At 46.8% G+C, this 13,300-nt stretch carries 16 protein-coding genes; 11 read left to right on the top strand and 5 right to left on the bottom strand.

Features of this window, described 5'->3' with window-relative positions; all coding sequences use genetic code 11:
* Positions 1–197: 197 nt before the first annotated feature.
* From PJK55_RS12620 to PJK55_RS12590, 7 genes are all read left to right on the top strand, one after another.
* Positions 198–587 (top strand): lmo0954 family membrane protein, encoded by a 390-nt coding sequence (locus PJK55_RS12620; RefSeq protein WP_214696396.1) that lies wholly within the window; start codon positions 198–200, stop codon positions 585–587.
* A 22-nt stretch (positions 588–609) separates the two neighbouring features.
* Complete coding sequence (locus tag PJK55_RS12615; RefSeq protein WP_271306023.1) at positions 610–1,254, top strand: PspA/IM30 family protein; 645 nt, start codon at positions 610–612, stop codon at positions 1,252–1,254.
* Between the two features lie 78 nt (positions 1,255–1,332).
* Complete coding sequence (liaF, locus tag PJK55_RS12610; protein WP_015880836.1) at positions 1,333–2,022, top strand: cell wall-active antibiotics response protein LiaF; 690 nt, start codon at positions 1,333–1,335, stop codon at positions 2,020–2,022.
* On the top strand, positions 2,019–3,041 hold the full coding sequence (locus tag PJK55_RS12605; protein WP_074033063.1) for a sensor histidine kinase: 1,023 nt from the start codon (positions 2,019–2,021) through the stop codon (positions 3,039–3,041). The genes liaF and PJK55_RS12605 overlap by 4 nt, the downstream gene beginning before the upstream one ends.
* 2 nt (positions 3,042–3,043) lie before the next feature.
* Complete coding sequence (locus PJK55_RS12600; RefSeq protein ID WP_015880838.1) at positions 3,044–3,679, top strand: response regulator; 636 nt, start codon at positions 3,044–3,046, stop codon at positions 3,677–3,679.
* A complete protein-coding gene (locus PJK55_RS12595) occupies positions 3,676–4,215 on the top strand; it encodes a GNAT family N-acetyltransferase (RefSeq protein WP_271306022.1) in 540 nt (179 codons plus the stop codon). The genes PJK55_RS12600 and PJK55_RS12595 overlap by 4 nt, the downstream gene beginning before the upstream one ends.
* 97 nt (positions 4,216–4,312) lie before the next feature.
* On the top strand, positions 4,313–5,242 hold the full coding sequence (locus PJK55_RS12590) for an NADP-dependent oxidoreductase (protein WP_271306021.1): 930 nt from the start codon (positions 4,313–4,315) through the stop codon (positions 5,240–5,242).
* An 83-nt stretch (positions 5,243–5,325) separates the two neighbouring features.
* Here PJK55_RS12590 and PJK55_RS12585 read toward each other — a convergent pair whose 3' ends face one another.
* The 5 genes from PJK55_RS12585 to PJK55_RS12565 all read right to left on the bottom strand — a co-directional run bounded on the left by PJK55_RS12585 (position 5,326) and on the right by PJK55_RS12565 (position 8,873).
* Entirely contained in the window at positions 5,326–7,224 is a 1,899-nt protein-coding gene (locus tag PJK55_RS12585; protein WP_271306020.1) for an ABC-F family ATP-binding cassette domain-containing protein, read from the bottom strand.
* Complete coding sequence (locus PJK55_RS12580; RefSeq protein ID WP_271306019.1) at positions 7,221–7,922, bottom strand: lysophospholipid acyltransferase family protein; 702 nt, start codon at positions 7,920–7,922, stop codon at positions 7,221–7,223. Before PJK55_RS12580 ends, PJK55_RS12585 begins: the two co-directional genes overlap by 4 nt.
* Before the next feature lie 78 nt (positions 7,923–8,000).
* Complete coding sequence (locus PJK55_RS12575) at positions 8,001–8,261, bottom strand: hypothetical protein (protein WP_026826759.1); 261 nt, start codon at positions 8,259–8,261, stop codon at positions 8,001–8,003.
* A gap of 87 nt (positions 8,262–8,348) precedes the next feature.
* Entirely contained in the window at positions 8,349–8,591 is a 243-nt protein-coding gene (locus PJK55_RS12570) for a hypothetical protein (RefSeq protein ID WP_271306018.1), read from the bottom strand.
* A 129-nt stretch (positions 8,592–8,720) separates the two neighbouring features.
* Positions 8,721–8,873, bottom strand: coding sequence for a hypothetical protein (locus PJK55_RS12565; RefSeq protein WP_015880844.1), 153 nt, complete (start codon positions 8,871–8,873; stop codon positions 8,721–8,723).
* Between the two features lie 288 nt (positions 8,874–9,161).
* Here PJK55_RS12565 and PJK55_RS12560 point away from each other — a divergent pair, with 288 nt between their 5' ends.
* The 4 genes from PJK55_RS12560 to PJK55_RS12545 all read left to right on the top strand — a co-directional run bounded on the left by PJK55_RS12560 (position 9,162) and on the right by PJK55_RS12545 (position 13,290).
* Entirely contained in the window at positions 9,162–10,013 is an 852-nt protein-coding gene (locus tag PJK55_RS12560; RefSeq protein ID WP_271306017.1) for a CvfB family protein, read from the top strand.
* A 170-nt stretch (positions 10,014–10,183) separates the two neighbouring features.
* Positions 10,184–11,713 (top strand): DEAD/DEAH box helicase, encoded by a 1,530-nt coding sequence (locus PJK55_RS12555; RefSeq protein WP_251126649.1) that lies wholly within the window; start codon positions 10,184–10,186, stop codon positions 11,711–11,713.
* 100 nt (positions 11,714–11,813) lie between these two features.
* Positions 11,814–12,065 (top strand): hypothetical protein, encoded by a 252-nt coding sequence (locus tag PJK55_RS12550; RefSeq protein ID WP_214747211.1) that lies wholly within the window; start codon positions 11,814–11,816, stop codon positions 12,063–12,065.
* 40 nt (positions 12,066–12,105) lie between these two features.
* Positions 12,106–13,290, top strand: a complete 1,185-nt coding sequence (locus tag PJK55_RS12545; protein ID WP_214747210.1) for an EAL-associated domain-containing protein — start codon at positions 12,106–12,108, stop codon at positions 13,288–13,290.
* Positions 13,291–13,300 lie beyond the last annotated feature (10 nt).

Below are 13,300 nucleotides of genomic sequence, written 5' to 3'. Positions count from 1 at the left end.
TGACATTTGGTGACGTGCATGCATCATGTTGCTCATAAAACATCATCCTTTCATTGTTCGATAGCATCAGTGTACCACAGTTATTGGAAACGGTAACATCTCAGTCTAAAGACCGAGGCGAAACAAGCCTTCCGCTCGTCGACCTATACAAAATAACGTATTATGATAAGAGTGTACTTAACAAGGAGGGATGACAGATGAATCACCAAGTGAAAAAGGTGTTGTTCATCGTAGCCGCGATCGCTCTAGTGCTCGTGTTGATCGGTTCTTTACCGAATATGATTTTATTCGGATTAGGAGCGCTCTTGACGCTTTGGGCTGGAGTCCGTTTTCAGGCTGTGACACACATCGGTGCTAAAGTTGGTTTCGGGATCCTTGCCGTCATCGGGATTGGGACGATGCTCTCAAACATTTGGGCGCTCGTCGGAATCATTGTCGCGTGGTTGTTGTTTAAAGGGTATATGATGTATACAGGTGAGAAGCGCGACCCGGAAGTCGAAATTTTAAATGCCGACGGAACGCGTGCTAGCCGTAGCAGCTTCCAACAGTTCGATCAAGTTTGGCAAAAATTTGTTAATCGTCGTTAAGATTTCATAAGGAGGATTCACCATGAAGACACCGTTTGATCAGTTTCGTGAACTAGCGAATGAATTGACGAAAGAGATTTCAAAAGAAGTGAAGAAGTATCAAGATAAAGAGATGCCACGTTCGAGTGGAGAAGCGGAATTGAACCGTCATATCCGTGGAGCGGAGAAGGAAGCGCTATCGGTTGAGCGTCTCGTCGAACGTCAACGCACACTACTTGCAGAGCTTGCTGAAAAGCGTGATGATGCCAAAAAGATGGCAGATAAACGATATGAACAGACAGAACTGGCGAAGCAGGCTGGTGAAGAGAAGTTGGCAGAACGTGCAGCTCTTGAGTCAAAACACTACGGAGAACAGTATCGTTATTTCGAAGGGTTGATTGATGAAGGAGAGCGTGAATTGGATGCGCTAGAGCGTCGTGCACTCGAGATGAAACTCAAGCTCGATGAAATGCAAAACAAACGATATGAATTTGCGATGCGTGAAAATTTAGATCTTCTAAAAGGGGCACTTGACCAAATCTTCGGTCAAAACACGTCGAGGTCTCATCCGTTTACCGAGGAAGAGAAGAAAGAACAACCTGTTGAAGAGAAGAAAGACACGCAAGCAGATGAAGATGATTTTGAAGCAAAACTAAAAGAACTGGAGCGTCGCTTTAAACAAGAGTGAGGTGACGGTTCGGCGATGACCTGAACAAGGTCATCGCTTTCTTTGCTTCATACATATGAACAGAAAGGGGGAATGGACATGGAACGTTGGAACACACGTCAAATCATTGGATTCATGATTATCTTATTTTCAGTTGGACTCTTTATCGACATCGTGACGGGTGGGAATAGCGTCTTATTCAGCATGATCCTCCCATTGCTTCTTCTTTATATTGGAAGACGCTTCAGTCGTCGAGGTAAGCAGTCGGCCAGCTATATCTTTTACGCCATCGGAGGCATTCTCTTGATTGGCTTGATCTTCTCGTCAGCCGCGTTTGGGTTTGTGCTCTCGGGTCTGTTGTTGCTTTTCGGGTACCGACTCTATAAGAATCGACCGGTCGAATCAAAAATTCGGACACCGCTTCGTCAGGAACAAGCCTTCTCGTTCGGTATGAAAGAATCGGGACACTATGTGTTACGCGATACGAATGAGTTCTTTTTGCTACGTGATGTTGAGATGGATTTATCACAAGCCATCATTCCTGAAGGAGAGACATTTTTACTCCTAAACGGACTTGCGGGAGACATCCGCATCCTCATTCCAGCGGGTTACGATTATTCAATCGATGCGTCGATTGGATTTGGAAAAGTTCAAGTCGATGATTCGAACTATTCACCGGTTTTTAACCGTCGCTTCTATACGGCGTCTGATGATTATGTCCAGGCTACGCGGAAAGTTCGGATTCATATCGTGCTCATGAGCGGAAGTGTCGAGGTGATGACGGTATGAAAAAAGATTCTTATCCACGGACGGTCGTCTGGCATCAATTGTTCAGTAGCCTCTTGACGGCTTTCTTGATTACAGTGGCGTTTCTCATAGGTGACTCGACTTCACTGAGCGACTTGTTTTCGCGTGAAGAAGGGTTGCCTTTCGGTGTGTCCATTTTGGTGATTGCCGTTTTGATTGGCAGTATCTTTGGAGTCGCATCATACTTTTACTTACGTCGAGACTTCCGAGAGGTCGCGAACGCCCTTTGGAAACTAGAGAACCAAAAAGAAATCACGTTCCGACCGTTGTCGCCTTACCGAGACACGCTCGAACGAATCGTCCGCGTCTCAAAACAACGTCAAGAGATGATTGAGATGGCGAAGCGAGTCGGTGAGCGTCCAGTCAGTGTCGAAGAGGCGCGTAGTGAAGCGGTCGTCGAAGAAAGACGTCGCGTCGCACGAGAACTTCATGATTCGGTGAGTCAACAGCTCTATGCCATCTCGATGATGACGACTGCGGTCAAACAGACGATGCAGACGAAACCGGAATTAGCGAGTAAACAAATGGAGCAAGTGGAGCTCATGGCTCAAACGGCACAGGCAGAGATGCGGTCGTTACTCCTACAACTACGACCGGTGGAATTAGAGGGCATGACGTTAAAAACCGGAATCGAACGCCTATTAGAAGAACTGTCGCGTAAACAGTCGACTGAACTCGTCTGGCGTCTAGAAGAAGTGAAGCTATCACGACACACCGAAAACGAACTGTTCCGCATCGTCCAAGAGGCAATCAGTAACACATTGCGACATGCGAAGGCGACTCGCCTAGAAATTGAGATGCGAACCGTGCAACAGACGGTTATTTTAAAGATCAACGATGACGGAATCGGATTTAACGTGGACGATACACAAGTCGCCTCATATGGATTACAATCGATAAGAGAGCGCACGGCGGAAGTCGGTGGGACGTTACGATTGGTCAGTGTGCCGAATGTCGGAACACAAATCGAAGTACGTGTGAAACAACAAGTGGAGGGGTAATGATGATTCGAGTTGTATTAATTGATGATCATGAAATGGTCCGAGCGGGCGTGTCTGCCTTTTTATCGACACAACCGGACATTGAAGTCGTCGGTGAGGCATCGGACGGCGCGACGGGAGCGGAGCTTGCGATTGCGGAAAAACCGGACGTCGTCCTCATGGACTTAGTCATGGAACCGGTGGACGGAGTTGAATCGACGAAACGAATCAAAGCGAGCTGGAAAGAGGCTAAGATTCTAGTCGTGACGAGTTTCTTGGATGACGAGAAAGTATACCCGGTCATTGAAGCCGGCGCGATGAGCTATGTCCTCAAGACGGCAAACGCCAATGAAATTGCCGACGCGATTCGTCAGACGGCTGCCGGCAATCCAGTTATGGCTGCCCAAGTGACAGGAAAGATGCTAGAACGTCTACGTCACCCGGAGATGACCCTCCATGAGAGCTTGACTGCACGTGAACGAGAAATTTTGCAACTCATGGCAGAAGGAAAGTCGAATCAAGTCATTGCGGACGAATTGTTCATTTCACTGAAGACGGTAAAGACACACGTCTCGAACATCTTGACGAAACTTGACGTCTATGACCGAACACAAGCGGTCGTGTATGCGTTTCAACATAATCTGGTGAGTAAAGGATGAATCGGCTCCCGGTAATTGAAACGGAACGTCTTCGACTGCGCCCCCTTCAAATGGAGGATAGTCCACACGTATTCGCCATTTTTTCAAATGAACGCGTGCTCCAGCATTATGGGATGGAGCCGCATCAAACACTTGAAGAGACGGAGCAGATGCTTACCCACATGCTCGCTCAAATTGAGACGGGAGCCATCATCCGTTTTGCGATTGAACATCGAGAATCAAAAACGTTAATTGGAACAATCGGTTTTCACAATCGGGCGCCGTCACACCGTCGCGCCGAAATCGGTTATGAACTCAGACCAGAATATTGGCGTTCAGGTTATGCGACCGAAGCCCTCCATGCGGCCCTTCAGTATGCCGAGACATGTGAGATTGAACGTGTCGGTGCCATTGTCTATATCGACAATCTCGCGTCGCAGCGCATGCTTGAGAAGAATGGGTTCGTTCAAGAAGGTCGACTACATAATTACATGCGTCAGTGGGGACAAGCCCATGACGTCTATGTCTATAGCTATATGACACATCAGTCAATCTAAGCACATCGTCTAACGGGCGGTGTGCTTTTTCGTTTGTGAGACAAACAAAATGGGAACCGAGTAAAGGTGAGTTATTCGCTCAAAGGAGGACGATAGGATGAAAGCAGCATATATCGAACAGTATGGTGGATCAGACGAATTCAAAGTAGGCGAGCTTGAGCAACCGACAATCGGTGCAGATGACGTATTGATTGAGGTTCATGCCGCAAGTGTCAACCCGGTGGATTGGAAGTTGCGTGAAGGATACTTAAAAGAAATGCTTCATTTCGAAATGCCGCTCGTCATCGGATGGGATGTATCGGGAGTCATCAAAGAAGTCGGGGCGAATGTGACTGAGCTTGAGGTCGGCGATGAAGTATTCAGCCGTCCGGATATTTCGAGGCAAGGCACATATGCCGAATATGTGGCGGTCGATGCCCATCTCGTCGTCAAGAAACCCAATTCATTGAGCTTCGAGGAGGCCGCGTCACTTCCGCTCGTCGCGCATACGGCATGGCAAGTCATGTTCGAAGTGATGGACGCGAAACCGGGTGACCGAATCTTCATCGGTGCTGGTTCAGGTGGTGTCGGAACGGTTGCCATCCAGCTTGCGAAAGCACACGGATTGTATGTCGTTACGTCAACCAGTACGCCGAACGTAGACTGGGTCAGCGAACTTGGGGCCGACGAGGTCATCGACTATAAACGACAAGATCCATCAGAAACCGTCCGCGATCTTGACTTCGTATTCGATACGATGGGAGGAGACGGACAGAGCAAACTGTATCGAATGCTGAAAGAAAATGGGATGCTCGTCTCCATCTCCACACCACCGAATGAAGAAGAAGCCGAACAGGCGAATGCCCGCGCGGAGTATGTCTTCATGCAACCGACGGGGGAGCGCTTGAAAAAAATTGCGGAAGCTGTTGAAAAAGGCGAACTGAAACCTGTGATTGACCGTGTCTTTGATTTAGAGGACACGAAACTTGCTCATGATTATGGAGAAGAAGGGCATGCCAAAGGGAAAATCGTCATTAAAGTGAAGTAATAAAAAAAGAGGTGGATTTCCGGAACGCGCGCCGGAAGTCCACCTTTTGTTCATTTGATTTGAGAGGCTACCTCATGTGAAGGTCAGCCCTTTTTCTGTGCTTGTATCTGTTCATCGATTTCAGACAAGTACGTCCAACGTTCCATCTTGGCATCGAGTGATTCTTTCAGTTCGGCGATTGTTGCGTACAATTCATTTACTTTTCCGAGGTCGCTGCCCGCGGTCGCAAGCGTCGCTTCTTGTGCTTCAATCTGTTCTTCAAGCGCGGCGATGTCTTCTTCAATCGTGTCCCATTCCTTCTGTTCTTTGAAGGTGAATTTCACGACTTCCGACTTCGCCCGTTCTTTTTTCTCTTTTGGTTCTTTCTCTTTCTTCACTTGACGAACCTCTTCTTGGCGCATCGTCAAGTAGTCACTGTATTCTGCGTGATACACCTGGATGGTCCCGTCTTCAAATGCGATCAACTGTCCAGCAACACGGTCTAAGAAATAACGATCGTGGCTGACGGCGATGACGGTGCCAGGGAACGATTCTAAATAGTCTTCTAACACAGATAACGTTTCCGTATCCAAATCGTTCGTTGGCTCATCGAGGAACAAGACGTTCGGTTCGTCCATGAGAATCCTCAGGAGGACGAGGCGTCGTTTTTCTCCACCGGACAGTTTCGCAATCGGTTTATATTGCGCGTCCGGTGAAAAGAGGAAGCGTTCGAGCATTTGACCGGCCGTGATTGTCTCGCCGTCCGGCGTATAAATCACTTTCGCAATCCGCTCGATTTCGTCGATCACGCGTCGTGATTCGTCTTCAAACTCGACTTGTTGACCGTAATAGCCGAGATGGACTGTTTCCCCGTGCACGATGGTACCGTTTGTCGGTTCCAAACGCTTGGCGAGCAGGTTCATAAGTGTTGATTTCCCGCTCCCGTTCGGTCCAACAATGCCGTAGCGTTCACGGCGTCCGAAAATCCAATTGAACTGCTGTATGAGGAGAGAATCGTCGTATCCAAAAGACAAGTCCTCGACCTCGATGACCTTTTTACCGAGTCGGCGAGACCCGACAGAAACGTCGAGTGATTCCTCTTCAGCTAAGCTCTCTTGGTGCTTTAAGTCTTCGACGCGCTGGATGCGTGCTTTTTGTTTCGTTGTTCGTGCTTTTGCGCCTCGACGTAACCAAGCGAGTTCACGACGTAAAATATTTTGCCGTTTCTGTTCCATTGATTGTGCCCGTGCTTTTCGTTCGGCCCGCTTCTCAAGGAACAGCTCATAGTTCCCGTTATAGAAATAACTCGTCCCGTCTGCAATCTCTAAGATATGGTTTGTGACACGATTTAAGAAATAACGATCGTGGGTGATGAGAAGGATGGCTCCACGATAATCCGCAAGCATCGTCTCGAGCCATGCGATCGTGTCGGCATCAAGTTCGTTCGTCGGCTCGTCTAAGAGCAATAGGTCCGCTTCGTCGAGTAACGCTGCGGCGAGAGCGACACGCTTTTGTTGTCCACCTGACAAGGCGTTCACATCGACGGATACGTCAGGAAGACCAAGACGGTTCAAGATCGACTTCAGTTTTGCTTCCGTTTCCCAAGCGTCTGCGGCATCGACAGCCTGCTGAGCTTTCATGAAACGTTCGAGTAATTGCTCACTCGTTGGATCCGTTTCGAGCGCTTGGCGGGAACGTTCGAATTGTTTCAGTGCTTGAACGGACGGTGTATCGCTTGTGAACAAGGCGTCAAGAATCGTTTGACCTTCATCGAACTGAACCGTCTGAGTCAGATAGCGGATGCGATAATCGTTCGGATGTTGCATCGTTCCCTTGTCTGCCGTCTCGGCACCAGCGATGATTTTCATGAATGTCGATTTTCCAGAACCGTTCACTCCGATGATTCCGATACGGTCTCCTGGATGAATCGTCATTGTCACATCGTCAAATAAGACTTTGTCGGCAAACTCTTTATGAATGCCCTCAATCATTAATAAACTCATGCGTTCTCTCCTTCAATCTGTTGACGAATGGCTGCTTCGACCGTTGCAGCGATTTCCTTATTCGGTAAGTCAGCCGGATCGATCGCGGGTAAGAAAGTGACGTCAACCGTTGCCGGAGTGATTCGATTTTTAGCTTCTAACAGTTTGTAGCTCCCTTGAATGGCAACCGGAACAATCTTCGCACCGCTTGACGTCGCGAGTGTCAAACTCCCAGCTTTAAATTCTTTCATAGGACCGCCTTTTGAGCGTGTTCCTTCTGGGAAGACGATCATTGACTGACCGGATTGGATTGTCTCGACGCCTGAGCGAATCGCTCTAATTGATTGACGACGATCGCTTCGATCGATAAAAATACAGCCCATCAATTCCATCCAACGCGGGATAATCGGGAATTTCTGTACTTCAATTTTCGAAATGAATGCCTTTGGTCGTTTCGTGGCCGTCAACATGATGGGAACGTCAAAGTTTCCTTGGTGGTTTGATACGTAGACGACCGGTTCATCCGGAATGTGATCCTGTCCATGGACCCGAATGTCGGCACCGGCAATTTTCAACAAGAATTGTGCCCATTTATAAGCGATGTCTTGCACATAGCGATAACGCTTTGGTGGATCGATTTTTTTCGCCTTCTGTAAAAATGGGACGGTGATCGGTAACACCGCAAAAAATGAGAAAAACCATACAGCTGTTCGAATCATTTTATTTTCTCCTCTCATAATGACAACAAGAAAGAGTCTTCTTCTCTTGACGAGAATCCGACCCTTCGGCATGAATCCTTATTCCCAAAAGCGAGAATCGCTCTCTTCTTCCTCTTCCTCAAGCTCGAACGTAATGCGTTTATTCACAGGATCGACGACGAAATAAGCGCCGTCTTGTTCAATACTTTTAATTTGCATGGCTTGGTCGTTCCCGATTTCAAGGGTGAGGCGGATGCGATTGTCGTCATCGACAAGTAAGATTCCATCTTCCTTTAACCAAAGCTCCATGACGGGTGAATAACGAAGTAGCCATTCATTCGATAACGGAATTTCATTCATACGATTGTGTGCCTCCTGCGATTATAAATCCAATGTACGTTGTCTGTTCCTTCATAGAATACCAAATGTGGAGAGGGAAGACGAGCGTTATGTAGAGCGTTTCCGTGTCGTCGAATGCATTCTTTCCACGACGCGTTTGATTCGTTTCTGGTTCCGCCGTTCCACAAAGAACTCGCTTGCTTGCATAAAGAGTTGTTTGAAGGAAGACAGTCCCATCGCAATTAAAACAGCAAATAGAAAAGTCCCAATCGGATCTTTATACAGTTCGGACTGGAACAAGAAAGCGAGGCCTACAGTCGATAAGATGGTCGTAAGAAAATAGAAAATCATAGCGGAGTCTCCTTTTCTTATGTGGTAGTAAAGAAAAAGGCAAGGTCTTTTAATCGTATTCGACCTTTTGTAGGAAATTCCTGTTTGCGTTTGGCAAAGAAAAAACGCCTCCAGTAGCACGGAAGACGTTTACTCTTGCGTCATATAAGTCGATGATGACGATACGTTTGTATCCACACCGTTTGAAAAAATGAAGCTGAGTGATGCGAGTAATGCGAAAAAGGCGACGAGTAGCCCTTTTGTAAAACGTTTTGCAAACGAACGAGACTGTATATCAAACATTTATTATCCCCCGATCAATCCTAAATGAAACCTTATCTATACTGGACACTTCCTATATAATAACGTTTTCAAAAATAGGATACTAGAAGAAAAAAAGACGTTCACAAAATTGTCACAAAATTTTAATAAATCATCTACCTTCCATTTGTTGTGACGTTTTTCCCTTTCTTCTTTGCATTCACAATTTCGTCACATTTATTCAAAATGTTGAAAGAGAACATGATATGATTAGGAACGTGTGTAGATAGGTATACTGACAGTAATAGATTAGAAAAGGATGTGGGTGTAATGGCATTGCGCGCAGGAGAAGTAGTAGACTTGGTCGCGGAACGTTCTGCTGATTTTGGAGTATTCATTAGTAACGGTCGCGAAGAGGTACTCCTTCATCGAAAAGAACAGACGGAAGAAGTGACGGTCGGTCAAACGGTTCGTGTTTTTTTATATCATGACTCAGAAGGGCGTCTCGCATCAACGATGACGATTCCGACGGTCTCTTTCGATGAGTATGAATGGTGTGAAGTGACAGGCGTTCGATATAACACAGGTGTCTTCGTCAATATCGGGATTCAAAAAGATGTTCTCGTCTCGATGGACGACTTACCAGAGAACCGGTCATACTGGCCGCAAGCGGGAGACCAATTGTGCATTCGTTTGAAGTATGACCAAAAAGGACGTTTGCTCGGGGATCCGGCACCTTACGCATACTTGAACTTGTTGGCACGTCCATCGAAAGAAGAATGGAACAACCAAGATGTTCAAGCGACTGTCGTCAATAAACGTGAAGTTGGCGTCAACGTATGGGTCGAAGGAGAATCACTCGGTTTCTTACACGAAGCAGAAATGACACGTTGGCCACGTCTCGGTGAACAATTGACGGTTCGAGTGACCCAAGTGAAACAAGATGGAACGGTTCTCGTTTCTATGAAACCACGTGCCTATGAGGCGATTGACGGCGATGCGGCGAGCGTCCTCTCTTATATCGAAGAACGTGGTGGTCAGATGCCGTATGGTGACAAGACGGCTCCTGACATCATCGACCGTGAGTTCGGGATGAGCAAAGCCGCATTTAAACGGGCGCTCGGAAAACTACTAAAAGAAAAGCAAGTTGAAAAGCTCGACAACGGCTACAAATTGAAATAAGATAACTCATGTTCGGATGACATGAAAAAGTTTGAAAATGTATTTCTTTCATTTTAGGAATAAATACGTTATAGTTAATAAAGTTGACTATGAGGAAACATTGAGAAAACGTCTGTAGATCTGTCAAACTGAACTCAGACGTTTTTTGTATGAACAAAGGAGAATATAATTTGACAAAATTCCAAGATTTACAATTAAGTGAAGCGTTAGTAAAAGGTGTACACAAAATGGGCTTCGAGGAAGCTACACCGATCCAAGCTGAGACAATTCCTGTCGCACTCACAGGAGTGGACGTATTAGGACAAGCACAAACAGGTACAGGGAAAACAGCAGCTTTCGGTATTCCGACAATTGAGCGAATCGATTCAAAGGCACGTCAAGTCCAAGCACTCGTTCTTGCACCGACACGTGAACTTGCGATTCAAGTTGCAGAAGAATTAAACAAAATCGGAGAAACAAAGCGCGTATACGCACTTCCTGTTTACGGTGGTCAGCAAATCGACCGTCAAATCCGTGGTTTGAAAAAGAACCCACAAATCGTTGTTGCAACACCAGGACGTCTCATGGACCACATGAAACGTAAAACAATCAAACTTGATGACATTCAAACAGTCATCTTGGATGAAGCAGACGAAATGCTCAACATGGGCTTCGTTGAAGATATCGAAACGATTTTGGCAGGTCTTCCTGAAGCACGCCAAACGCTTCTTTTCTCAGCGACGATGCCACCACAAATCAAAAAAATTGCTGAGCGTTTCATGAAATCGCCGACAATCATCAAAGTAAAAGCAAAAGAAATGACTGTTGAAAACATCAACCAGCAATTCCTCGAATTGCGTGAAGGTCAAAAATTCGACACGCTTTGCCGTTTGATCGACATCGACTCACCGGAACTCAGCATCATCTTCGCTCGTACGAAGAAACGCGTTGATGAAGTGACAGAAGCACTCATCAAACGTGGATATACAGCAGACGGTCTTCACGGAGATTTGACGCAATCAAAACGTGACCAAGTGATTCGTCGTTTCAAAAACGGAACAATCGATATCTTAGTAGCGACTGACGTTGCTGCACGTGGACTTGATATTTCAGGTGTCACGCACGTTTACAACTTCGATGTACCACAAGACCCAGAGAGCTACGTACACCGTATCGGTCGTACAGGTCGTGCTGGTAAAACAGGTACTGCCCTCACCTTCATCACACCACGTGAATTTGGACAAGTGAAGGCGATCGAACGCGTTACAAACAAAAAGATGAACCGTCGTCACGTACCGACAATCGCAGAAGTACTTGAAGGAAACCAAAAGCAAGCAGCTGAAGAGTTGATCGAACGCGTTCAAGCGGGCGACTTCAAAGCTTACACGCAACTTGCGACTGAACTTCTTGAAGAGTATGAAGCAGTTGAAATTCTCGCTGCAGCCCTTCGTGGATTGACAAAAGAGCCGGATTCAACACCTGTTGAAATCTCGTACGCTGAACCAGTTCGTGTCAAACGTCAAGGTGGCCGTGGTGGCGATCGCGGTGGATACCGTGGTCGTAACGACCGTCGTGGCGGTGGCGGTGGCCGTGGTGGCGATCGTCGTGGTGGACGCGGTGGCGAACGTCGTGATGGACGTAGCGGAGATCGTAAAGGATCATTCCGTGGTGACGATCGTCGTCGCTCGGATGACCGTGGCCCACGCCGTCCGCGTGACTAATCATTGTAAAATGCCGCATTTCCTTAAGTGGATTTGCGGCTTTTTTTATTGTGTCGTGCTACACTAGTTGAGTAGAGATAGAAGGATGAGGTGTCAACGGATGGTGGAATTAAGTTTCGGTCTCCTTGTGCTACTTGGTTGTGTGCTCGCACTCAAACCAATCGTGTCAAAGACAGACCGTCCTAACTTTCGTTATATCCCCGTGGCGACATTGTTATTTGGAGCGATGATTTTTTTAGTGTTAGCCATTGGAGTAGGCGGAAAGATGGGCATTGCATATGGCGTAATGAGTATCGCCTATTTTATTGCTTGTTTCGGTGCCTATATGTATGTACACACGCGAACGAGCTGATTGTAGCTCGTTTTCGCATTTAACGAAGAGGTGATGAGTTATGGATGCGGTAGAAGTGATGGTCCATCCTGAAGAAGTGATGGTGACGTATGAACCAATCCTTGGAGCGGCGACGTTTCAAGTGGAAGGCTATATGGTACATGGGCGATTCCGAGGAGAATCGTTGACGCCATTTTTTTATGATGATGACGTTCCGCTCGAGTATCAGTTAGACATCGCCCAACGGATGGAGCAACTGGCAGCAGCACAACTTCGAGACGCCAAGCCATTCGTCACATTCAGATGTCGGTCGGAATGGATTCTTGAAGAAGGGGGAGAAGCTTTTTTAGCGCCGCTTCGCGAATTGAATTTCCCGTTACATCGTATTTATGTGACGCTTCAAGGGACGGATCTGGTTGATGTTCCTCGCCTATCGCGTGTCATTCAATACTACCGTTCATATGGACTGAAAATTGCCCTAGACTTCGCAGAGTCGACGAGTATCGAGGACATTATGACACTCGCGCCAGAATTGTTGCTTGTCGACCTCGGCACGATGGTGGAGAAAAAGACGTTGTCGGTCACGTATCCGAACATGCTTCAAACGATGGAATATATCGCATCGAAGCTCGGTGCACCGCTTCTGTACAAATCCATCAACCATATCGGACAGCTTCGTTATGCTTGGCAACACGGCGGTCGCTATTATATGGGTGGTTTGCTTGGTCTAGAAGACGAGCTTCCACAACGAGAAATCAAAGGAATGGGTGTCTTGGCGCAAGAAGTGCCTTCTTTCTTTTTACATGATCAGAAACGATTGAATCGTTTATACGAACTTGAGTTTGAGTTACATCGTCGAATCGGAGAACTCGTTCAATCCGGGAAATGGTCGAGAGATAAGAAAGACGAGTGGATTCAATACATCGCACCGAAGCTCGAGGAAGTGTTTGTCCGTTACTATTTGACGGATAAGACAGGTTTTCAGACGAGTGCAAACGTCTACTGTGTGAACGGAGAATGGCGTGTCGATAATACGTATCGGGGTTACAACTGGAGTTTCCGTCCATATTTCATTCAAACGATGGCGGCCATGGACGTTCGAGGACGTGGTTATTTATCAGGAGACTATCGTGATTTCAGTTCAAACGAAGTGACGCGTACGTTCAGTTATCCGTTACCCGACGGCATGTTCTTGTTCGCCGACATATCCGAAGAATATTTGTACCAGAATCGATTATTAGACTGAAAGGAAGAGT

The organism is Exiguobacterium sp. MMG028, from assembly GCF_027947425.1.
Classification (GTDB): Bacteria; Bacillota; Bacilli; order Exiguobacteriales; family Exiguobacteriaceae; genus Exiguobacterium; species Exiguobacterium aestuarii_A.
This window is presented reverse-complemented; position numbering and strand designations above follow the sequence as displayed.